The organism is Acetobacter sp. DmW_043 (genome assembly GCF_002153485.1).
Lineage (GTDB): Bacteria > Pseudomonadota > Alphaproteobacteria > Acetobacterales > Acetobacteraceae > Acetobacter > Acetobacter thailandicus.
Genome location: NZ_JOMN01000015.1, coordinates 64416 through 85744 on the forward strand (window position 1 = coordinate 64416; position 21329 = coordinate 85744).

At 48.7% G+C, this 21329-nt stretch carries 23 protein-coding genes; 4 read left to right on the top strand and 19 right to left on the bottom strand.

Annotated elements, in window-relative coordinates; genetic code table 11:
• The first annotated feature begins 360 nt into the window (after positions 1 to 360).
• The 4 genes from HK11_RS05650 to HK11_RS05665 are packed head-to-tail and all read left to right on the top strand — an operon-like array spanning position 361 to position 9675.
• Positions 361 to 1605: an efflux RND transporter periplasmic adaptor subunit gene (locus HK11_RS05650; protein ID WP_086554502.1), complete on the top strand. Its 1245-nt coding sequence runs from the start codon at positions 361 to 363 to the stop codon at positions 1603 to 1605.
• On the top strand, positions 1602 to 4772 hold the full coding sequence (locus HK11_RS05655) for an efflux RND transporter permease subunit (RefSeq protein WP_086554371.1): 3171 nt from the start codon (positions 1602 to 1604) through the stop codon (positions 4770 to 4772). The genes HK11_RS05650 and HK11_RS05655 overlap by 4 nt, the downstream gene beginning before the upstream one ends.
• Positions 4769 to 8080 carry an efflux RND transporter permease subunit gene (locus HK11_RS05660; RefSeq protein WP_255375967.1) on the top strand — a complete coding sequence of 1104 codons (3312 nt, stop codon included), beginning with the start codon at positions 4769 to 4771 and terminating at the stop codon, positions 8078 to 8080. Before HK11_RS05655 ends, HK11_RS05660 begins: the two co-directional genes overlap by 4 nt.
• A 26-nt stretch (positions 8081 to 8106) precedes the next feature.
• On the top strand, positions 8107 to 9675 hold the full coding sequence (locus tag HK11_RS05665) for an efflux transporter outer membrane subunit (protein ID WP_086554372.1): 1569 nt from the start codon (positions 8107 to 8109) through the stop codon (positions 9673 to 9675).
• A 53-nt stretch (positions 9676 to 9728) separates the two neighbouring features.
• Here HK11_RS05665 and HK11_RS05670 read toward each other — a convergent pair whose 3' ends face one another.
• The 19 genes from HK11_RS05670 to rplE all read right to left on the bottom strand — a co-directional run bounded on the left by HK11_RS05670 (position 9729) and on the right by rplE (position 21326).
• Positions 9729 to 9905, bottom strand: a complete 177-nt coding sequence (locus HK11_RS05670) for a DUF1328 domain-containing protein (protein WP_086554373.1) — start codon at positions 9903 to 9905, stop codon at positions 9729 to 9731.
• Between the two features lie 54 nt (positions 9906 to 9959).
• Positions 9960 to 10187: a hypothetical protein gene (locus HK11_RS05675; protein ID WP_086554374.1), complete on the bottom strand. Its 228-nt coding sequence runs from the start codon at positions 10185 to 10187 to the stop codon at positions 9960 to 9962.
• A gap of 13 nt (positions 10188 to 10200) precedes the next feature.
• Positions 10201 to 10965: an ABC transporter ATP-binding protein gene (locus tag HK11_RS05680; protein ID WP_086554504.1), complete on the bottom strand. Its 765-nt coding sequence runs from the start codon at positions 10963 to 10965 to the stop codon at positions 10201 to 10203.
• Positions 10962 to 11726: an ABC transporter permease gene (locus tag HK11_RS05685; RefSeq protein WP_086554503.1), complete on the bottom strand. Its 765-nt coding sequence runs from the start codon at positions 11724 to 11726 to the stop codon at positions 10962 to 10964. Before HK11_RS05685 ends, HK11_RS05680 begins: the two co-directional genes overlap by 4 nt.
• Positions 11723 to 12802: an ABC transporter substrate-binding protein gene (locus HK11_RS05690; protein WP_369822922.1), complete on the bottom strand. Its 1080-nt coding sequence runs from the start codon at positions 12800 to 12802 to the stop codon at positions 11723 to 11725. The genes HK11_RS05685 and HK11_RS05690 overlap by 4 nt, the downstream gene beginning before the upstream one ends.
• 273 nt (positions 12803 to 13075) lie before the next feature.
• The gene (rplQ, locus tag HK11_RS05695) at positions 13076 to 13501 is read right to left on the bottom strand and encodes a 50S ribosomal protein L17 (RefSeq protein ID WP_086554375.1); all 426 of its coding nucleotides are present in this window, start codon (positions 13499 to 13501) and stop codon (positions 13076 to 13078) included.
• A 28-nt stretch (positions 13502 to 13529) separates the two neighbouring features.
• The gene (locus tag HK11_RS05700) at positions 13530 to 14549 is read right to left on the bottom strand and encodes a DNA-directed RNA polymerase subunit alpha (RefSeq protein ID WP_086554376.1); all 1020 of its coding nucleotides are present in this window, start codon (positions 14547 to 14549) and stop codon (positions 13530 to 13532) included.
• 108 nt (positions 14550 to 14657) lie between these two features.
• Positions 14658 to 15050 carry a 30S ribosomal protein S11 gene (gene rpsK / locus HK11_RS05705; RefSeq protein ID WP_086554377.1) on the bottom strand — a complete coding sequence of 131 codons (393 nt, stop codon included), beginning with the start codon at positions 15048 to 15050 and terminating at the stop codon, positions 14658 to 14660.
• Between the two features lie 66 nt (positions 15051 to 15116).
• Positions 15117 to 15494 carry a 30S ribosomal protein S13 gene (rpsM, locus tag HK11_RS05710; protein ID WP_086554378.1) on the bottom strand — a complete coding sequence of 126 codons (378 nt, stop codon included), beginning with the start codon at positions 15492 to 15494 and terminating at the stop codon, positions 15117 to 15119.
• A 144-nt stretch (positions 15495 to 15638) separates the two neighbouring features.
• Positions 15639 to 16286, bottom strand: a complete 648-nt coding sequence (locus tag HK11_RS05715) for an adenylate kinase (protein ID WP_086554379.1) — start codon at positions 16284 to 16286, stop codon at positions 15639 to 15641.
• Entirely contained in the window at positions 16283 to 17644 is a 1362-nt protein-coding gene (gene secY / locus HK11_RS05720) for a preprotein translocase subunit SecY (protein ID WP_086554380.1), read from the bottom strand. Before secY ends, HK11_RS05715 begins: the two co-directional genes overlap by 4 nt.
• Positions 17645 to 17791: 147 nt before the next feature.
• Positions 17792 to 18280 (bottom strand): 50S ribosomal protein L15, encoded by a 489-nt coding sequence (gene rplO, locus HK11_RS05725; protein WP_086554381.1) that lies wholly within the window; start codon positions 18278 to 18280, stop codon positions 17792 to 17794.
• Between the two features lies 1 nt (position 18281).
• On the bottom strand, positions 18282 to 18467 hold the full coding sequence (gene rpmD / locus HK11_RS05730) for a 50S ribosomal protein L30 (protein ID WP_206752255.1): 186 nt from the start codon (positions 18465 to 18467) through the stop codon (positions 18282 to 18284).
• Positions 18460 to 19038, bottom strand: a complete 579-nt coding sequence (gene rpsE / locus HK11_RS05735) for a 30S ribosomal protein S5 (RefSeq protein WP_086554383.1) — start codon at positions 19036 to 19038, stop codon at positions 18460 to 18462. Before rpsE ends, rpmD begins: the two co-directional genes overlap by 8 nt.
• A gap of 15 nt (positions 19039 to 19053) precedes the next feature.
• Positions 19054 to 19416: a 50S ribosomal protein L18 gene (rplR, locus tag HK11_RS05740; RefSeq protein WP_086554384.1), complete on the bottom strand. Its 363-nt coding sequence runs from the start codon at positions 19414 to 19416 to the stop codon at positions 19054 to 19056.
• Complete coding sequence (gene rplF, locus HK11_RS05745; RefSeq protein ID WP_086554385.1) at positions 19416 to 19949, bottom strand: 50S ribosomal protein L6; 534 nt, start codon at positions 19947 to 19949, stop codon at positions 19416 to 19418. The genes rplR and rplF overlap by 1 nt, the downstream gene beginning before the upstream one ends.
• A gap of 10 nt (positions 19950 to 19959) precedes the next feature.
• Positions 19960 to 20358, bottom strand: a complete 399-nt coding sequence (rpsH, locus tag HK11_RS05750) for a 30S ribosomal protein S8 (protein WP_086554386.1) — start codon at positions 20356 to 20358, stop codon at positions 19960 to 19962.
• 9 nt (positions 20359 to 20367) lie between these two features.
• Positions 20368 to 20673: a 30S ribosomal protein S14 gene (rpsN, locus tag HK11_RS05755; RefSeq protein WP_086554387.1), complete on the bottom strand. Its 306-nt coding sequence runs from the start codon at positions 20671 to 20673 to the stop codon at positions 20368 to 20370.
• 83 nt (positions 20674 to 20756) lie between these two features.
• Positions 20757 to 21326 carry a 50S ribosomal protein L5 gene (rplE, locus tag HK11_RS05760; protein WP_086554388.1) on the bottom strand — a complete coding sequence of 190 codons (570 nt, stop codon included), beginning with the start codon at positions 21324 to 21326 and terminating at the stop codon, positions 20757 to 20759.
• Positions 21327 to 21329 lie beyond the last annotated feature (3 nt).

Here is a 21329-nt window from a genome sequence, read left to right on the forward strand (position 1 = left end):
ATGCAAAATCTAAAAATAAATTAATAAATGATGTTTTGTTTAAATAAATATAAGAAATTATAATAATACAAAATTGATTTTTTTTAATTATAAGGATTATATTTTTATTTATGTATTAAAAATTTACTTCTACTGCCTGATAAATATTTATTTAAAACATAAGGTATGTATAAAAATAAAAATTATATAAAAATATCAAAGTAATAGTTGCGAAACAACGATACGTATGCTTTATGTTTAAACGAGAATGGTATTTTGATACTGAATTTCACATCAGTGAAATACCCGGCCCTTCCTCAGGGAAGCACTCCTGCACTGAGGCGGGCAACAATAACTTTGGCGGATGACACTGACCCTCTTATGGATAATGATCTCACAGATTACCCTCAACATATGTCACCGCCACCAGAGCCGCCATCTTCAGATAAGCGGATCACGGTGCGGACGATTATTATTATTGCCGTTGTATGCCTGCTGGCTCTGGGTGTGAAATCCTGCTTTTTTCACGCACCCTCACACCCAAAGAATCAGCCAGGTAATACCTCTTCTGAAAATGATGATACTCAACCTGTAGCTGTGACCGCTGCAAGGCGCGGGTCGATCCCTGTCAACCTGATTGAACTGGGTACGGTTGTCCCCATTACAAACGTCACTGTTCAGACACGTGTCGAAGGGTACCTGACTGATGTTCTGTTCACTGAAGGGCAGCACGTACATAAAGGGGACCTTCTGGCAATTATTGATCCGCGCCCTTACCAGGTTCAGCTCGAGCAATATGAAGGACAGCTTGCACGTGATCAGGCCCAGCTTGGCCAGGCTCGCGTTGATAATGCCCGCTACCAGCGCCTGATTAAACAGGACAGTATCGATGCAAAAACAGCACGTGACCAGCAATTTCAGGTTGAACAGCTTGAGGGAACAGTAAAGGCTGACCAGGCTCAGGTTGATAGTGAAAAGCTACAGCTTATTTACTGTCATATTGTTGCACCTGTTGATGGCCGTATTGGTATCCGTGCAGTTGACCGGGGGAATTTTCTGTCTGCCGGGCAATCAGGCGGACTGGCCATTCTGACACAGATGCAACCCATCTCGGTTGTCTTTACACTCCCGCAGGAGCAGCTGCCTGAGGTTGCAACCCAGCTAAGAGAGAAAAGAGAGCTGAAGGTTGCTGCATGGGACAGCTCTAACACACATAAAATTGCCGATGGTATTGTTAGCGCTCTCGATAGTCAGATTGATACCTCAACAGGCACAGTGCGCCTGCGCGCAATTTTTGCCAATGAAAATGAACATTTATTTCCTAACCAGTTTGTGAATGCTCATCTCCTGGTTAAAACCCTCGATAATGTCGTTCTTGTGCCGTCAAATGCTTTACAAACCGGCCCTTCAGGACGTTTTGTCTATATTGTCAATAACAATGACACCGTTGATATTCGAAGAGTTGTTCCCGGCGTTTCAAACGAAACCACAACGGTTATCAGCTCAGGTCTGAGAGGCGGGGAGCGTGTCGTCACTGATGGCACTGACCACCTGCGTATTGGTACGCATGTGACTATTCCGGTCGCTGAGAAAACTGACCTCTCTCCAGGCTCTTCAACACCGTGAACCCTTCAGCTCTCTTCATACGCAAACCGGTTGCCACGACTCTTCTGATGATCGCCATCATGATGGCGGGCATGCTGGGGTATTATTTTCTGCCTGTTTCAGCACTACCGCAGGTTGATTACCCGACTATCACAGTCGAGACCTTCTATCCCGGGGCCGGACCGGAGGTTATGGCCACATCAATCACGGCTCCGCTGGAAACACAGTTCGGGCAGATGTCAGGTGTTGATCAGATCACCTCACGTTCCTCAGGTGGCGCATCCATCATTACGATGCGCTTCAGCCTGTCGATGACAATGGATGTTGCTGAGCAGGAAGTACAGGCCGCAATTAATAACGCCAACTCACTTCTTCCCTCCGACCTGCCTGCGCCCCCGGTTTATGCAAAAGTTAACCCTGCTGATACCCCGGTTATCACTCTGGGCATTACGTCAGCGACAATTCCCTTGCCTGAAGTTGAAGACTATGTGGATACACGTCTGTCTCAAAAAATCAGCCAGATTTCGGGCGTTGGTCTCGTAACTCTGTCAGGAGGCAACCGCAAGGCCATTCGTGTGCGCGTTAATGTGCCAAAACTCACCTCTTATGGTGTGGACATGGATACACTGCGCACCACCATTGGCAACGTCAACGTTAACTCTCCGACCGGCACATTTAACGGTCAGGAACGGGCTGTTACATTACGCGTAGATGGCCAGATTTCCTCAGTGGATATGCTGCTTAACCAGGTTATTGCCTATCAGAACAGCGGACCGGTTCGCGTACGGGATATCGCCAGCGTTGTCATCGGTGCTGAAAATAGCCAGCTGGCAGCCTGGGCCAATCTGACTCCTGCTCTGATTATGAACGTACAGCGTCAGCCCGGAGCAAATGTCATTGATGTTGTCGATAATATTAAAGCAGCCCTCCCTCAGCTCCGTCTGTCATTACCTCCCGGCATTGATATTACACCCCTCACTGACCGTACGACCACAATCAGGGCTTCAGTCGCAGACGTTGAATTTGAGCTGTTTCTGGCGCTGCTCCTCGTAGTAGGCGTCATTTTTATCTTTTTGCGTAATATCCCTGCAACGATTATCCCCAGCCTGTCTGTTCCCCTGTCAATCGTCGGCACATTTGCTGTGATGTACCTGATGGGCTTCTCGCTCGATAATCTTTCTCTCATGGCTCTGACAATCGCAACGGGTTTTGTTGTCGATGATGCCATCGTAATGATCGAAAATATCTCGCGCTATATCGAGCTGGGTGAAGACCGTATGACCGCCGCTATAAGAGGCGCCGGTGAGATCGGTTTTACTATTATATCACTCACAATTTCACTGGTGGCAGTTCTTATTCCGCTGCTGTTTATGGGAGATGTTGTCGGACGGCTTTTTCATGAATTCGCCATGACACTGGCTGTGACCATCATACTCTCAGCCATCGTGTCTCTGACACTTGTCCCCATGATGTGTGCTTATATTCTCAGTGAGCGCATTCATAACCCGCACCTCCCCCAAACGGCCTTTCAGCGCTGGTCTCAGAGTGTTGAAAATGCAACTGAGCGCCTCATTGCTTTCTATGGTCGCGGGCTGGATATCGTTCTTGAACATCGTGGCCTCACATTATGTGTCGCCACAGCTACGGTCGTTCTGACATGCGTGCTGGCAATTATTATTCCCAAGGGTTTTTTCCCTGATCAGGATACCGGTGTTATTCAGGGCGTTTCGGTGGCCTCTCAGAGCATTTCTTTTGAAAGTATGAAACAGCACCAGCAGGAACTGGCACGTATCATCCTTAAAGACCCTGATGTCGCCTCCCTCTCCTCTTTTGTTGGCATTGACGGACAAAACTCTACCCTTAATCAGGGGCGTTTTCTGATCAATCTTAAAGATCGGGAGCAACGCTCCGGCAGTGCAGCAGAAATTGCCAGTCGCCTGTCACAAACTACAGCGAAAGTTGTTGGTATTAAACTGTATATGCAGCCGGTTCAGGATCTGACACTGGATACAACAGTAACTGCCACACAATATCAGTTTCTGCTTGAAAACCCCGATCCAAAGCTGTTCGACACCTGGATCCCGCTTCTGCTGCAACGTCTGCGTAAGGAGCCGGCACTTTCTGAAGTCACGTCAGATCTTCAGGCACAGGGACTGGTTGTTAAGGTTGTGCTCGACCGTACAACGGCCGCGCGTTACTCAATTACTCCCCAGACAATTGATAATATTCTTTATGATTCTTTTGGTCAGCGCCAGATTTCAACCATTTACACACAAGCCAACCAGTACCGTGTAATTATGGAAGCAGACCCTCTGCTTCAAACCAGCCAGAAATCTCTCAACCAGCTTTATCTGCCTGGCATTAGTGGCAATTCTGGTGAGAGCGTATCGGGCCCGACCCGTTCACCAACATCCGGTCTGGTGCCCTTACCTGCGGTAACACAAATTCAGCATAAGACTGCACCCTTACTGATCACACATTTTGGCCAGTTTCCGGCCACGACTATTTCGTTCAACCTGTCGGACGGATACTCGCTGGGGGATGCTACAGCCGCTATCCGCAGAGTAGAAAAAGACATTAAGCTCCCTCCGTCTTTTCAGACATCATTTCAGGGCACAGCAGCAGCTTTTGAAGGCTCCCTGGGAAATGAGCTTTTTCTGATCGGTGCAGCACTTGTGGCGGTCTATATTGTACTTGGCGTACTCTACGAAAGTTTTATCCACCCGGTTACTATTCTTTCTACTCTGCCTTCTGCTGCTATCGGCGCACTTCTGGCTCTCATGATCTCAGGGGCTGGGCTCGATATCATGGGTATTATTGGTATTGTCCTGCTGATAGGCATTGTAAAGAAAAACGCCATCATGATGATTGACTTTGCTTTAGAAGCCAGCCGTGTATACGGCATGGACTCTCTGCAGGCGATCAGACAGGCTGCTCTCCTGCGTTTTCGTCCTATCCTGATGACCACACTTGCCGCAATGCTCGGCGCATTGCCTATGGTACTTGTACACGGTAACGGAGCAGAACTGCGCTATCCACTTGGTCTGTCGATTATCGCCGGTCTGGCTATGTCACAGATACTGACACTGTTTACCACTCCGGTAATTTATCTGGCTCTCGACGGATTGAGTAACCGCTGGAAAACCTGGCGTAACGGCAAAAGCATGCCGGAGCCAGAAGCACCGTGAGCTCAGAAAAACCATTCAGCGTATGCCGCGTTTTTATTGAAAGGCCTGTTGCAACGGTCCTTCTGGCACTGGCTATGGTCCTGACAGGCATTATGGGGTTTGTTCGCCTGCCTGTTGCCGACCTGCCGAATGTTGATTTTCCGGTTATTGTTGTACAGGCCAGTCAGCCTGGCGGGTCTCCCGAAGAAATTGCAAGTTCTGTCGCGGCCCCCCTTGAGCGTCACCTGGGGCAGATCGCCGGACTTTCAGAAATGACCTCCCGATCATCTGAGGGTGAAGTCCGTATTATTCTTCAGTTTGACCTGTCTCGCGACATTAATGGCGCAGCAAGAGACATTCAGGCAGCTTTACAGGCCTCCCACGCCGACCTGCCGACCTCTCTGCGTTCAAACCCGTATTACTATAAAGCCAACCCCAACGCAGCACCTGTGTACGTTCTGGCACTGACCTCTGATATACATACACAGGCACAGATGTATGAATATGCCTCTAATGTTCTGGTGCAGCAGATCTCACAGATTGAGGGAGTAGGACAGGTTGATATTGGCGGCAGCTCTCTGCCGGCCGTGCGTGTTGAGCTTAATCCCAAACCACTTTTTCAGTATGGTATCGGTTTTGAGGATATTCGCGCAGCACTGGCCTCAGCCAATGCGAACACCCCAAAAGGTGTTATAGATAATAATGGCGTGCGCTTTACCCTGCAAACCAACGACCAGGCACGCGATGCCAAAGCTTACCGTGACCTTATTATTGCCTGGCGCAATAACCGCCCGGTCAGACTGGCCGACGTCGCAACCGTAGAAAATAATGTTGAGGACATTCACAACAGCGGTTTTTTTGGTCAGGCTCACTCTGTCATTGCGCTGGTTTTACCTCAGGCTAATGCCAATGTCATTGAGCTTATCGATAAAATACGACAAAAAATCCCACTCATGCGCAGTGCTCTGCCCGGCGGTGTTGATCTGCATATCGGGCTTGACCGCTCTCTGACAATCAGAGCCGCGCTGGCGGACACAGAGTTTACGCTGATTATTTCAGTTATTCTTGTCACGCTTGTTGTTCTGGCGTTCCTTAACTCTCTTCGTATGACGCTTATTCCGGCACTCGTCGTACCTACCTCTATTATCTCAACATTCGCTGTCATGTGGCTGCTGGGCTATTCACTCAACAACATGTCCCTCATGGCGCTTACGGTTTCAACCGGCTTTGTTGTTGATGATGCCATTGTCGTTGTCGAAAATATTGCACGCTACCTTGAAAAGGGCTTCTCCCCCCGGGAGGCATCGCAGAAAGGATGTGATGAGGTCGCTTTTACTGTTGTGTCTATTTCTATCTCTCTCATTGCCGTTTTTATACCGATTATGTTCCTGAGCGGACTTTCAGGCCGTCTGTTTCATGAATTCACAATGACACTGACTGTGTCTATTTTTATCTCCATGATTTTGTCATTAACGCTGACACCAATGATGGCGTCTCAGCTGCTTAAAGCACATGATGAAACCGGAAAAAAACTCAGCCCGCCACTACAAAAATTTATTGATATCATTCTCTGCCCTCTGACCTGGATTGAAAGAGTGTATGCCTCAACACTCGAAATCGCCCTGCAACACAGGCGCATTACACTCTGGTCCCTGCCGGCATCATTTATTTTAATTGCTATTCTTTTAGTCAGTCTGCCGAAAGGGTTTATTCCTACCTCAGATACTGGTCTGGTTATTGGTCATGTTAAGGGAAGCCAGAGCATATCTTTTGCCCAGCTTTCACAAAAACTGCTCTATATTCAGAAAATCATTGGCGAAGATCCGGATGTTGAGGACGTTGCAAGTTTTGTGGGTGGACAACATGACGCCCTCAATGCCGCAACTATGTTTTTACGCCTGAAAGATAAAACATTACGCCCCGACACGGGGGCCCACATGATAACCCGCATAGAAAAAAAGCTTAAAAACCTCGTAGGGGCAGAGCTGTTTCTGGTAGAGCCTGGTACAATTCACTCAAGCGCCAGACAAAGCGACGGATCGTATCAGTATACGCTCCAGGGAGGGGATGCTCAGGAGCTTTACCAGTGGACTAAGAAACTAACGGCTGAACTTCAGCGCCATAAACAGCTTCAGTCCATCTCATCAGACGTCGATGAAGGTGCTCCTGCTATCGGTGTGCACATAGCACGTGATACAGCAGCCCGCTTTAATCTGACCCCGCAAATGATTTCTAATACATTATATGACGCTTTTGGGCAGCGTGCGGTCTCTATTATTTATAACTCTATGAATCAGTACCGTGTGATCATGGAGGCTAATCCGCTCTACTGGTCCTCACCTGAAATGCTTAAACAGGTATGGGTCAGTGTTTCTGGTGGTTCAGCCGGTGGTGGTACAAAATCAAACACTATTCGTGTCAGAAAAGCGAGCGTAACAAGCTCATCTGGTGGCAGTGGTACGACAGAGGCTGATCTCAGCCAGGCCTCCTTTAAAAACCAGATTGCGAACTCTCTGGCCGGTGGCACCGGGGCATCAAATGGTTCTGCTGTTTCTACATCAAAAGAAGCAATGCTTCCTTTAACCTTTGCCTCTCAGATTAATGACACAATTGCTCCCCTGACGGTTAACCATCTGGGACAATCTGTGGCGACAACCATTTCGTTTAATCTGGCAGATCATACTTCACTCAGCCAGGCAATCCATATTATTCGCCGGGCCGAGCTCAGAATGCACATGCCCCACACTATCCGGGGAAGTTTTATCGGCAATGCTGCACAACTTAAAAAATCTGGTGTTACCCAGTCTCTTACTCTGATAGCAGCTCTGGCTGCCGTCTATATAACTCTTGGTATTTTATATGAAAGCTATATTCACCCACTGACTATTCTTTCAACACTTCCTTCTGCCAGCTTAGGTGCCCTTATTGCATTACGATTATTTGGCCAGGAACTTTCTTTAGTCGCGGGGCTGGCAATTATTATCCTGATCGGCATTGTAAAGAAAAATGCTATTATGCTGGTCGACTTTGCTCTCGACACCGAACGCACTGATGGTACGCCAGCTCTGCAGGCTATAAAAATGGCGTGCCTTTTACGTTTTCGTCCTATCTTTATGACGACACTGGCTGCAGCCTGTGGCGCTTTACCGCTCGCCCTTGCACATGGGTATGGTTATGAAATCCGCCGCCCGGTCGGCATCGCCCTTATGGGGGGGTTAATCCTCAGTCAGGCACTTACTCTGTACACAACACCGGTTGTTTACCTCCTTCTTGATAAACTCCGTATGCGACCAAAACCCAAAACTAAACCGCGGCCCGTATCATCATGACAGGCAAGCCAGCTGAGACACACAAGATGAAGCCTCTATTCTCCCACCTGCTTTCTCGCCGTCTATACCTTCTTCTGGGCCCACTGGTCCTTGCGGGCTGTATGGTAGGACCGGACTATAAACGTCCTAAAGCCATTGTCTCAGCTAAATTCAAAGAACTGCAACCCTCTGAAGGGTGGAAATATGCGGCACCTGGTGCGGCTGAAATTCCTAAAGGGGCATGGTGGACAATGTATCACGACCCGGTTCTTAACGAACTGGAGGAACAGGTTGCCATTAATAACCAGAACGTTAAGCAGTATGAAGCACGATATCGTTCTGCCAGGGCTTATATTAACGCTGTTAAAGCACAGCTCTACCCAACCCTGAGTTCATCTGCTGCGTTTAACCGCCAGAGTACAGGGCGTGGAACGTCTGACAGTGTCGCGGCCCTGCCATCAAATACAACCAAGAACAACTATAGCCTTGGTCCTTCTGCCTCATGGGACCTTGATTTGTGGGGAAGAATTCGTCGTCAGATCGAAGGACAGGTTTCAGAAACCCAGGCCTCAGCAGCTGACCTTGCAAATGCCAAACTCTCATACCAGGCTCAGCTTGCCAGCGCTTATTTTAATATGCGTTATCAGGACAGTCTCTTTGACCTTCTTGACCGCAATACAAAGTTTTATCAGCGCTCATACGAGATCACTCACAACCAGTATGAAGCCGGCACGGCTGACCCTACAACATTGTTTCAGTCAAAAACACAGCTGGAACAAACACGTGCTCAAACCACGGCCACAAAAATTGCCCGTGCGCAATATGAACACGCGATTGCTGTCTTTATAGGGAAAGCCCCTGCCGACTTATCCATTCCTCACGGTGCACTGACACGTGAGGTGCCGGCAATACCGGTTTACATGCCATCTCAGCTCCTTGAGCGTCGTCCGGATATTGCTGCAGCTGAGCGCCGTATGGAGGAATATAATGCGCAGATCGGTGCGGCTGAAGCAGCTTTTTACCCACAGGTTACATTAAGTGCGTCTTACAGCTATGCAGGCGATCCTATTGGTTCGCTCATTCAGGTAGCCAACCGCGCATGGTCTCTCGGTGCATCTGCCTCTGAAACACTTTTTGCCGGCGGAAGTCGTACGGCTGACGTACGTCAGGCCGAAGCCAACTATGATTACTATGTTGCAAATTATCGTCAGACCGTTCTGACAGCCTTACAAAATGTAGAAGATCAGCTTTCTAACCTGCGCCTTCTCGCCCAGCAGGCCGATCAGCAGCAGATGGCAGTTGAAGCCGCTAACCGTGCCGTACAGGTCTCTCTTAACCAGTATATGGCGGGTACACAAATCTACACCAGCGTCGTAACTGCTGAAGCAACTGCACTTTCAAATGACCAGACTGCCCTGCAAATTCAGCAGGGACGCATTATTGACAGCGTATCTCTGATCGAAAATCTGGGAGGAGGATGGGACGCTTCAGAAATTCCCGACAAAGATTCAATGCAACGGGATATCCCTCTTCTGCCCAGCTTTATTCAGAAAGACAAAAATTATCTGCCTAACGATAAAGAACAACAAAAAGCGGCAGTGAAGAAGCAGAAATAAAAAAGTCTCTGTCTTTTTTTAAGACAGAGACTTCTTATGAAAAGAAAGGAGGGTTATTTCACCATAGCCCGACCAAAAAGCAAAGCAGCGACAAGAAACACCACAAACAAGATAATGGCTATAAAGAACAGTATTTTAGCGACACCTGCTGTCGCAGCCGAAATACCGGTAAAACCAAACAAACCCGCGATAAGAGAGACTATAAAAAAGAAAAGTGCCAGCCTGAGCATATCTTGTGATCCCAACAAAAGAGAAAAGTAAAAAAGAGAACTAAAGAAAACAGATCAGCGCCGACGTAAGAGACGCCCTGTAAAAAATACAATAAATGCAGCTGCCGCCAGACTCACAAAGGGTCTGTCAACGACAACATCTCTCACTGCGTCAGCAAAAGGAAATTTATCAGATGCTTCATTACCGCCTCCGGCCTGGCTGAACAAACCCTCAGCACCATCCTGAAGGCGGCCCACCCCTTCTTCAAGTTTAAACTGTGCCGTTTCACTTTTTACAGTCATTTTACAGATCCTCTTATCTAGCTGTGTTAACTGATACACCGGCAATCATAGAACGCAACTGCAACACGGCCTGTTTGAAAGGAACAGACTCTGCTTCCTTCATTTCTGCCGTAACATTGAGACAACCAGCAATTTTTGCCGGAGCTCCGGCCAGAACAACAATACGCGTAGCAAGCTTTAAGGCTTCTTCTATATCATGGGTAACAAACAAAATTGTTTTATGTGTCTGCTCCCAGATTTTCAGAAGCTCATCCTGCAAAGTATGGCGTGTAATCGGATCAAGAGCACCAAAAGGTTCATCCATTAACAAAAGATCCGGGTCAACGGTCAAAGCCCGCGCAACCCCGACACGTTGACGCTGGCCACCTGAAAGCTTACGTGGCCAGCGATCAGCCTCAGCAGTCAGACCAACCAGACGCAAAGCACTCTCAATACGATCCTGCTTTTCCTGCCTGGTCAGAGCAAGCCCCTCCAGGCCAAAAGCCACATTTGCAGCGACACTACGCCAGGGGATAAGACGGGCATCCTGAAAAACCAGAGCATTCTTACGCCGCCTGGGATCGGGTGCGGCAGAGACCTCATGAACAGCTCCCTCCAGAGGGACCGTAAGCCCCATGACAACCCGTAATAATGTTGACTTACCAACACCTGAGGGGCCAAGCAGCGCAACAAACTCACCTCTTCTGAGAGAAAGTGTTACGTTACGCAGAATAAAATGAGCCCCCTGATCGTAGGACAAACCTATATTGTCGAGGGAAGCAACCAGATCATCATTCATACCTGCCACCGAAGCACGTATCTTCTTACAAAACCAAACAGAAAATCTGTTAAGGCATAAAGCAAAGCCATTGTCAGCATATAAACAACAACAACATCGGTAGCGAGCAAACTCGAAGCCTGCATCATACGCGCACCAATACCCGGCACACCAAACAGCTCGGCCGCTACTACTGACATCCACCCCTGCCCGAGGCCTGTACGCAAGCCAGCCATGATACCAGGTGCTGAAGCGGGTAACGTAATCTTAAATAAACCTGCCAGAAAGCGACCATGGCCAAATGCGGCAGCAAGCTCGTAAAGTTCAGGATCAACGCTCTTGACGGCACCATATGCCGCATAAAAATTGATCCAGAACACTGAAATAGCGATAACAAATGTTGCGCCAGCCGTATTAAGGCCAAACCATAAAATAGCAAATGGCACCCATGCCAGGCCAGGCACCGGGCGCAACAGACGGATGACCCCTTCAAGAAGACCATCAAGCAGCTCAAGCATACCGCACAAGATGCCAAGGAAAGCCCCAAAGACTGAACCGATCAGAAGACCAAGAACATAATGCGTTAAACTATCGCAAATCGCCTGCTGCCAGAACCCGCTGCGCACCTCATCAAGCCATGCGGGCCAGAGTGTGCCCGGAGCAGGCACCATGCCGGAAGGTAAGACGCCACTTGTAACGGCGAACTGCCAGCCAGAAAAGAAAACAATAAGCCCGACTGCTGAAAGTAAAATATGCCGTCTGTGCGAAACTTTTCTGATCACTTTTGAATCTGCCGCCACATATCGAGGTCAAAGAGCGCATCAACAGGCTCAGTCTTACGAAGCAGCCCCTGCTCTGCTTCAAAGTTCTGAAGCTCTGCCACACCTTTAACAATGCGTTGCGGATCACTGATAAAGTGCGATGAGGCATGAGTGAGAGCCTGTGTCATAATGCTCTCGCTCAGAAGCCCCCCACCCAGTACTTTCGTCACAAAAGGTGCGGCCTCCTCAGGATGCTCAGATAAAAATGTTGTTGCGCGCACAAAAAGCTGACCAAGCTTCAGTGCCCAGTCACGATGTGCCGGGTCTTCAGGTGCAACCACGGCCAGCACTGAACCTGGCTGATCTGGCATCAGATCATGGCCGGTGGCTAAAATTTTACTCTCAGGCAACCGATTACGAATAACGGTCAAAGCTGGCTCACGCAAAATAGCCGCATCAACTGCCCCTGCCAGAAAAGCCTGCTGTGCCGCATCAATATCGACACCGACAACAGAAACACTGTTTGTAAGAGGCGGTGATATCTTTACCTGCTGAAGCAGCCAGTACCGCAAAACGGTATCAGGTACAGACCCGGGAGGCTGAGCTGCGATACGCACATTTCGAGACTGTTGCTTTTTAAATGTTTCAAAAAGCGTTTTTACATCAGCAGATGCTGGTGTTTTTTCTTCATTTTGCGTCAGTAATGCAGCCAGAGAGCCCCGTGAAATAACTTCAAGCTCTTCGACTGAGGCCGCTGTAATTACCTTAACATCCACACCATGAGCGCGCGCCTGAAGCAAAGGCAGGACACCGGCCACATAGGCATCTATCCGACCAGAGACCAAAGCCTGTAAAGCCTGTGGGCCAGAAGTGAAACGTACAGGCTGCAGGGTCAGACCGGCATCATGTGCCCATCCCTTGCCATCAATTACGAAAAGGGCGGAAGAGCCTATAACAGGTATATAGCCTATACGGATTGGTTCTGCTGCACGGGCAGAAAACGCGAAAATCTGCACGGTAAAAACACATAGCAGTATCGCTTTTAAAGAAAATCGCTTCATTTTTTCACGACCATTCATTGTGTGTTGCAGAGACATTACACAAATTTGTCTGTGATAAAACGATTATACTAAAATTTTATAAAAATAATAACTCATGAAACATGAAAAATGCCCATAGCAGAACATTATTAACACGCTGAGCTTCTGTATTAAATATTACAGGAAATCTGCATTAAAAACGCATATATTTTTTATTAATAGTCAAAAGGGGATAAAAAGTATTTTTAGTAATCACCAGATTACGGAAAACACGATAAAACGGCAGGGTCTCACCAGAGACTGAAAGCCTCTGGTGATGAAAACCTTAAATCAGGCTGCGATGTCCTGATCTTCTGTTACTTCAGGGCGAGGACCGCTGTCCTGGCCTTTTGCGCTGACATCACGATCAACCAGCTCAATAACAGCCATATCTGCTGCGTCACCATAGCGTACGCCAGCACGCATAACGCGGGAATACCCACCTGTGCGGCCTTTATAGCGATCAGCAATTGTAGAAAACAGTTTTTTCACGATTGCATCGTCACGCAGCATAGCGAATGCCTGACGACGAGCATGAAGATCACCACGTTTACCAAGCGTGATCAGTTTTTCTACAACCGGGCGAAGTTCTTTCGCTTTTGGCAGTGTTGTAGAAATCTGCTCATGTTTGATCAGTGCGACAGCCATGTTGCGAAACATAGCTGCACGGTGAGTTGAGGTTACGCCGAGTTTACGGCCGGCAATACGATGACGCATAGTTTATTCCTAGTCGTAAGAAGACGGCTTAAAACGACTCATCAAGCCGTTTAGCCATATCTTCAATATTTTCCGGTGGCCAGGCCGGCACATTCATACCCAGAGAAAGCCCCATAGACGTCAGAACTTCCTTGATTTCATTCAATGATTTGCGGCCAAAGTTAGGCGTGCGCAGCATTTCCTGTTCGCTCTTCTGAACGAGATCACCGATATAGATGATGTTATCGTTCTTAAGGCAGTTTGCACTACGAACAGAAAGCTCAAGCTCATCAACCTTACGCAGCAGATTCCGGTTAAAGGGAAGATCATCCTGCGGCTCTTCAGGCTGTACGCGGCGTGGCTCATCAAAATTGATAAACAGCTGCAGCTGATCCTGAAGAATACGAGCTGCCAGAGCAACTGAATCTTCCGGAGAGATCGCTCCGTTAGTTTCAACTGTCAGAAGCAGCTTATCAAAGTCTGTTACCTGACCAACGCGGGTTGGCTCAACCTTGTAAGACACACGCTTAACAGGAGAGTAAATCGCATCAACAGGAATCAGACCAATCGGTGCATCTTCCGGACGGTTAGCCGCAGCAGGAACGTAGCCTTTGCCCATTCCGACCAGGAACTGCATGCCCAGTTTAACACCTTCATCAAGCGTACAGATAACCAGGTCAGGGTTCATGATTTCAATATCATGACCTGTCTGGATCTGGCTTGCACGTACTTCGCCAGGGCCAGTAGCCGTCAGCACCATACGTTTTGGGCCCTCGCCATGCATACGCAGAGCGAGCTGCTTAATGTTCAGAACGATGTCTGTAACATCTTCACGAACACCTGCGACTGAAGAGAACTCATGCAACACGCCATCAATCTGAATGCCGGTCACGGCGGCGCCCTGAAGAGAGGACAGCAGAACACGACGCAGTGCATTGCCCAGTGTCATACCAAAACCGCGTTCAAGCGGCTCAGCAACAACTGTTGCAATACGTGCTGGTTCAACTCCAGGTTCAACCTCAAGTTTTTCAGGCTTGATCAGAGATTGCCAGTTTTTCTGAAGGACCAAGGTACCGGCCTTTCAATAGGAGGAACAACTGCTAAACAGAAGTTTCTCTAGCTTACACACAAACCGAAAAAATGGTGGCTGAACAGGCAGCCACCGATTTTTCAACTCTCAGACGCGACGACGCTTACGCGGACGGCACCCGTTATGGGGAACCGGTGTCATGTCACGAATAGAGGTAATGGAGAACCCGACAGCCTGAAGCGCGCGCAGTGCACTTTCACGACCTGACCCAGGACCGGAAACTTCGATTTCCAGCGTTTCCATACCGTGTTCACGGGCCTTACGACCTGCATCCTCAGCAGCAACCTGTGCAGCATAAGGTGTAGATTTACGTGAGCCTTTGAAGCCCTGAGCACCGGCTGAAGACCAGGAAATAGCATTTCCCTGAGAGTCAGAAATGGTGATCATTGTGTTGTTAAACGTGGACAGAACATGTGCCACGCCAGAAATAATGTTCTTGCGCTCTTTTTTACGAATGCGCTGCACTGCGGCTTTCGCCATATTTTTTTACCTCAGTCCCTGCCCAGAAGCCCTCTAAAGCCATCCGGAGTTTTTCAACAAATCGGATTAGCGTGTAACTTTTTTCTTACCTGCAATCGCAACAGCTTTACCCTTACGGGTACGAGCGTTGGTATGCGTACGCTGACCACGAACCGGCAGACCGCGACGATGACGCAGACCGCGGTAGCAGCCCAGATCCATCAGACGCTTGATGTTCATAGCGACTTCACGACGAAGATCACCTTCAACGCGATACTGGGTATCAATCAGTTCACGCAGCTTTGTGATTTCGTCATCACTCAGCTCATTAACGCGTTTTGCATCAGCAACACCAGCAGCAGAGCAGATCTGCTGAGCTTTAGTTGCACCAATCCCGTATATGTACTGAAGCCCGATAACAACACGTTTGTTGCTAGGGACATTCACGCCGGCAATACGTGCCACGCCTTATACTCCTGTAAAAATCTGCCCTCACAGACAGATTCCCATGCGCTTTCACCAGGAAAGCAGATTTCACTTAGTGGCCGCGAAATATACCGGCCACCACAATAAGTCAACGAAAGCTGATCACTTTTTCGTGATAAGCTTCTATTTAGTCACAAACTGTTCAATTTGTGCCGCAACTTCCGCTGCAGGCGCCATGCCGTTAACGGTCCGCAAACGCCCGCTCTCCCGGTAAAAAGGCAGAATCGGTGCTGTCAGATTACGGTATTCCTGAACACGTTTTACGACAGTTTCCCGCGTGTCGTCAGAACGTCTTTTAAAGTCATGACTTCCACATACATCACATGTGCCTTCCTTTGCAGGAGGGCTGGAAACTTCGTTATAAGTAGTACCACAATTAACGCAAGTGTAACGCCCGGCTATACGATCAGCCAGTGTATTTTCGTCAACGTCGAGAAACAGAACGACATCTATCGTCTTGTTGTCAGCTGCCAGCATAGCATCAAGTGCTTCTGCCTGCCCGGCAGTACGGGGAAATCCATCAAGGATAAACCCATGACGACAATCAGGCTGCTCAATTCTGCTTTGCAGCATTGAAATGATCAGAGCATCGGGAACAAGTTTACCGGCTTCCATAAGAGCCTTAGCCTGTTTTCCGGTCTCTGAATTTTTTGCAACTTCTGCACGCAGCATATCACCGGTAGAAATCTGCACCAGCCCATGACGTTCTTCAAGACGTTTAGCCTGAGTGCCTTTCCCTGCTCCGGGAGGGCCAAGAAAGATAATATTCATCGACGAGAGATCCTTTGTTTTCTTCCGCCGCGAGAACGTTTCATAAGTCCCTGATACTGGTGTGCCACCAGATGAGACTGAACCTGAGTTACAGTATCAATTGTCACAGAAACAATAATGATCAGACTTGTTCCACCAAAGTAGAAAGGCACATTGTAACGACTAATCAGAATTTGCGGCAATAAACAGACAAGCACCATATAGGCGGCGCCGATAGTCGTCAGTCGAGTCAAAATTTTGTCAAAATATGTAGCTGTTGCGGCCCCGGGACGAATACCCGGAATAAACCCTCCCTGTTTACGCAGATTATCAGCCGTTTCCGGCGGATTAAACGTAACTGCGGCATAAAAATAGGAGAAAAACACAATCATCGCTGCATAAATGAATAAATAAAGAGGCTGACCCTGCCCCAGTGCATCTCCAAGAAATGAGAGCCAGTGCGGCATATTTTTACCGTTCATAAAACCAGAAACGGTGGCCGGCACCAGAAGAACTGAAGAAGCAAAAATAGGAGGGATAACCCCTGCCGTATTGACCTTTAGTGGCATATGCGTGGAGTCACCACCAAACATCCTCTGCCCCATCTGGCGCTTAGGATACTGAATAACAACCCGGCGCTGTGCCTGTTCCATAAAGACAATGAAGGTAATTGTCGCTGCTGCAAGCAGTAAGAAAAGCGGGACGAATACAGGAGAACGTGCTCCGGTATAACCCAGCTGAAACAGAGACATCATTGCCTGTGGAAGGTTAGCTACGATACCAGCAAAAATAATGAGGGATATCCCGTTACCAACACCACGTGACGTAATCTGCTCCCCAAGCCACATCAGGAACATTGTGCCGCCGACAAGCGTAATGACACAGGAAACCAGAAAGAAAACGCCAGGATGCACAACCGCAGCTGCACCAGTCGCTGTTCGCATTGTCTCCAGCCCGATGGCAATGCCATAAGCCTGAAAAACAGCAATTAACACTGTCAGATAACGAGTATACTCATTAAGCTTTTTACGACCCTGCTCACCCTCTTTCTTCAAAGCTTCAAGAGAAGGTAAAGCCGTCGACATCAGCTGAACAATAATAGAAGCTGATATGTAGGGCATGATGTTCAGAGCAAAAACGGTCATACGACCAAGAGCGCCACCTGAGAACATGTTAAACATGCCCAGAATGCCACCCTGATTCTGAGCAAGAAGCTGCCCCATCACCGTCGCATCAACACCAGGAACAGGAATATAGGTTCCCAGGCGATAAATAATCAGCGCACCAAGCGTAAACCAGATCCGTTTTTTGAGTTCTGTAGCTTTTGCAAAGGAGCCCACATTAAAGTTGGCAGCCAGTTGTTCGGCCGCGGAAGCCATGCATCCGTCCTTTCACACAAACAGCGCCACCACAATTTAATGCGGGACGCTGGTATGATAATCGTCTGAAAAGTTTAAGTCAGAAAACTTTCTGAGAAACAGACCGAAAGGAGAAGAGAGAAATACCCCCTTCCCCTTTCTTATGTGTCAGGAAGCGCTAACTTCAGGTGCCTTAGCAGCAAGAACTTTAACAGAGCCACCGGCTTTTTCAATTGCTGCAATAGCAGCAACAGAAGCACCAGAAACTTCGAAAGTTACTGCGCGTGTCAGTTCACCTTCACTCAGAATACGCACACCAGCATATTTACCTGTACCAACAAGACCTGCATTTTTCAGCAGCTCTTCTGTCACAGTTGCACCAGCTTCAATTTTACCGTCTACAATAGCTTTTTCTACTGCACCGAGGTTAACCGGTGCGTAAACTTTGCGGAAGATGTTCTTAAAGCCGCGCTTAGGCAAACGACGATACAGCGGAAGCTGACCACCCTCAAAGCCGTTCAGAGACACGCCTTCACGTGCTTTCTGACCTTTTACGCCTCGGCCTGAAGTTTTGCCTTTGCCAGAGCCGATACCACGCCCCAGGCGTTTTTTGCGGTAACGAGAACCCTCATTATCGCGAAGCTCATTCAAGTTCATATCAATCCTCCACCTTCACAAGGTGCGCCACTTTACGGACCATACCACGTGTTGAAGGAGTATCTTCCAGAACCCGTTCACGACCGATTTTATTCAGACCGAGACCGACCAGAGTTGCCTGCTGGCCAGGTTTACGACCGTTACCAGATGCGATCTGGATAACTTTGAAAGTTTTCGTATCAGACATCTGCAGTTTCTCCTGCCGGTGCATTCTGATCACGCTTGCCGAAAATTTCAGCAACCTTCTTACCACGACGGTTAGCAATAGAGCGTGGGCTTGCACAACGGGTCAGAGCGTCAAACGTCGCTTTAACCATGTTATGCGGGTTACGAGTGCCGAGAGATTTAGCGACAACGTCGTTAATTCCCAGGCTTTCGAACACTGCACGCATTGGACCACCAGCAATGATACCTGTACCGGCTTCAGCCGAACGCAGGATAACTTTACCAGCACCAAAGTGACCAGAAACGTCATGATGCAGTGTGCGACCTTCTTTCATCGGCACACGAATCATTGCACGTTTTGCACGCTCAGTTGCTTTACGGATAGCTTCAGGCACTTCACGTGCCTTACCTGCACCGTAACCGACGCGACCTTTCTGATCACCAACAACAACCAGCGCAGCAAAAGCAAAGCGACGACCGCCCTTAACAACTTTTGCAACGCGGTTGATCGTGACCAGCTTGTCGATCAGTTCATCGCCTTCACGTTCGCGATCACGGCCGCCACGACCGCCTTCTCTTGGTTCACGAGCCATTACGTGATCCTTTCCTCAGAAGGAGAGACCACCCTCGCGGGCAGCCTCCGCCAGGGCTTTCACGCGCCCATGATAAAAATATTCTCCACGGTCAAATACAACCTGAGAAACGCCTGCTGCGACTGCACGCTGAGCAACGAGTTTGCCAACAACGTTAGCACTCTCTTTAGTTGCCCCTGTTTTCAGGGTCTCACGCAGCTCTTTATCAAGACTGGAAGCAGAGGCGAGTGTACGCCCCTGCACATCGTCGATAACCTGCGCATAAATGTTTTTTCCAGAACGGAAAACCGACAAGCGCGGGCGACCACCAGCCTTGTGACGGAGCTGGTAACGGAGACGGGCGCGCCGCCGGTTCCGCAGTTCCTGCTGAGTGCTCATTATTTCTTCTTGCCTTCCTTACGACGAATGGTTTCCGTTTCGTACCGTACACCTTTACCTTTATAAGGCTCTGGTTTGCGGTAGCTGCGAATATCAAGAGCAACCTGCCCTACACGCTGTTTGTCGATACCTTCAACGACAATCGCGGTCGGACGTGGTGTGGAAATCTTGATACCCTGCGGGATCGGATAAACCACATCATGAGAAAAACCGAGATTCATCACAAGGTTGGATCCCTGAACAGCAGCACGGTAACCCGTTCCGCTGATTTCAAGAGTTTTTGAAAACCCTTCAGAAACACCTTTAATGAGACTTGCGATCAGCGCACGGGTTGTACCCCACATCATACGCGCCTGAGCAGCGGTTCCCACCGGAGAGACTGCGATCTGGTCGCCTTCAATTTTCGCTTCAATGTGAGAAGAAAGCGGCAGCGTAAGTTCGCCGAGCTTTCCTTTCGCTTTGAAAACACCGTCAGCAATAGAAACGGTGACCCCGCCAGGAACAGTGACAGGATATTTGCCTACACGTGACATGTATCCCTCCTCAGAATACGCGGCAGAGAACTTCGCCGCCAACATTGGCAGCGCGAGCCTCTACGTCAGAAAGAACACCACGTGGAGTAGACAAAATCGAAACACCAAGACCTGCACGAACACGTGGCAGCTCTTTAATTTTCGAATAAACGCGACGTCCAGGACGGGAAACACGGTTAATTTCTTTAATAACCGGTTCGCCTTCGGAGTATTTCAGCTCAATATGAAGCTGAGCAACACCTTTACGGACTTCTTCACGTTTGTAGCCACGGATGTAGCCTTCGCGCTGAAGTGCTTCAAGCACGTTCAGGCGCAGATTAGAAGCCGGAGACACACAGGAGGCATGACGCGCACGCTGTGCGTTACGGATGCGGGTGAGCATATCACCCAACGGATCAGAAAGTGACATTACGCGCCCTTACCAGCTTGCTTTAACCAGACCTGGGATCTGACCACTTGAAGCCAGATCACGCAGTGCGATACGGCACAGCTCGAATTTACGATAGTTACCGCGTGAACGACCTGTCAGCTTGCAACGCAGACGGACACGAACCCGTGAACCGTTGCGAGGCAGCTCAGCAAGCTTGAGAGACGCATCAAAACGATCTTCTACAGGAAGAGTGCGGTCCATAATGATATTTTTCAGCGCCGCACGCTTATCCTTGTCACGTGCAGCCAGACGAGTACGTCTGGCATTCCGCGTGATGGCAGAAGTTTTAGCCATATAATTCTATCCTCCGGAACCCTTCGAAAACCTTCGACGGTTTTCCAAGACAACAACACCTGAAACCAGGTAAAGAATTTCCCTTAAGCAACAAAGGGAAGATCAAATGCTTTAAGAAGCGCTTTGGCTTCAGCATCTGTCTTAGCACTCGTCACAAACACAACGTCCATACCACGGATGTCTTCGATTTTATCATAATCGATTTCCGGGAAAACGATCTGCTCTTTCAGGCCCAGCGCAAAATTACCGCGACCGTCAAAACCCTTATTAGCAGGCAGACCACGGAAGTCACGGATGCGAGGCATAGCAATGGTTACCAGACGGTCGAGGAACTCATACATCTGAACGCGACGCAGAGTAACTTTACAACCAATCGGCAGACCTTCACGAATCTTGAAGCCCGCAATAGCTTTTTTAGCCACTGTCTTAACTGGCTTCTGGCCAGCAATCAGTGTCATTTCAGCAACTGCAGCGTCAAGTTTTTTCTGATCGCCAGCAGCCTCACCTACGCCCATATTCAGGACGATTTTTTCAAGGCGAGGTACCTGCATGATGTTTTTGTAACCAAACTGCTCACGAAGCTTGGCACGCAGTTCATTCTGATAACGTTCCTGAAAACGGGGAACGGAACGAACACCTGTAGATCCAGTCATTCT

Bases quoted from the DNA above. Each gene is read 5' to 3' on its own strand.
- rpsH (WP_086554386.1), bottom strand. From the start codon at position 20,358: ATGTCACTTTCTGATCCGTTGGGTGATATGCTCACCCGCATCCGTAAC.
- rplF (WP_086554385.1), bottom strand. From the start codon at position 19,949: ATGTCACGTGTAGGCAAATATCCTGTCACTGTTCCTGGCGGGGTCACC.
- rpmD (WP_206752255.1), bottom strand. From the start codon at position 18,467: ATGTCTGATACGAAAACTTTCAAAGTTATCCAGATCGCATCTGGTAAC.
- rplR (WP_086554384.1), bottom strand. From the start codon at position 19,416: ATGAGCACTCAGCAGGAACTGCGGAACCGGCGGCGCGCCCGTCTCCGT.
- HK11_RS05675 (WP_086554374.1), bottom strand. From the start codon at position 10,187: ATGACTGTAAAAAGTGAAACGGCACAGTTTAAACTTGAAGAAGGGGTG.
- rplO (WP_086554381.1), bottom strand. From the start codon at position 18,280: ATGAACTTGAATGAGCTTCGCGATAATGAGGGTTCTCGTTACCGCAAA.
- rpsE (WP_086554383.1), bottom strand. From the start codon at position 19,038: ATGGCTCGTGAACCAAGAGAAGGCGGTCGTGGCGGCCGTGATCGCGAA.
- rplE (WP_086554388.1), bottom strand. From the start codon at position 21,326: ATGACTGGATCTACAGGTGTTCGTTCCGTTCCCCGTTTTCAGGAACGT.
- HK11_RS05670 (WP_086554373.1), bottom strand. From the start codon at position 9,905: ATGCTCAGGCTGGCACTTTTCTTTTTTATAGTCTCTCTTATCGCGGGT.
- HK11_RS05650 (WP_086554502.1), top strand. From the start codon at position 361: ATGGATAATGATCTCACAGATTACCCTCAACATATGTCACCGCCACCA.
- rpsK (WP_086554377.1), bottom strand. From the start codon at position 15,050: ATGGCGAAAGCCGCAGTGCAGCGCATTCGTAAAAAAGAGCGCAAGAAC.
- HK11_RS05680 (WP_086554504.1), bottom strand. From the start codon at position 10,965: ATGAATGATGATCTGGTTGCTTCCCTCGACAATATAGGTTTGTCCTAC.
- secY (WP_086554380.1), bottom strand. From the start codon at position 17,644: ATGGCTTCCGCGGCCGAACAACTGGCTGCCAACTTTAATGTGGGCTCC.
- HK11_RS05690 (WP_369822922.1), bottom strand. From the start codon at position 12,802: ATGTCTCTGCAACACACAATGAATGGTCGTGAAAAAATGAAGCGATTT.
- HK11_RS05665 (WP_086554372.1), top strand. From the start codon at position 8,107: ATGAAGCCTCTATTCTCCCACCTGCTTTCTCGCCGTCTATACCTTCTT.
- rpsN (WP_086554387.1), bottom strand. From the start codon at position 20,673: ATGGCTAAAACTTCTGCCATCACGCGGAATGCCAGACGTACTCGTCTG.
- HK11_RS05715 (WP_086554379.1), bottom strand. From the start codon at position 16,286: ATGAATATTATCTTTCTTGGCCCTCCCGGAGCAGGGAAAGGCACTCAG.
- rplQ (WP_086554375.1), bottom strand. From the start codon at position 13,501: ATGCGTCATCGTATTGCCGGCCGTAAACTCGGCGTAACCTCAACTCAC.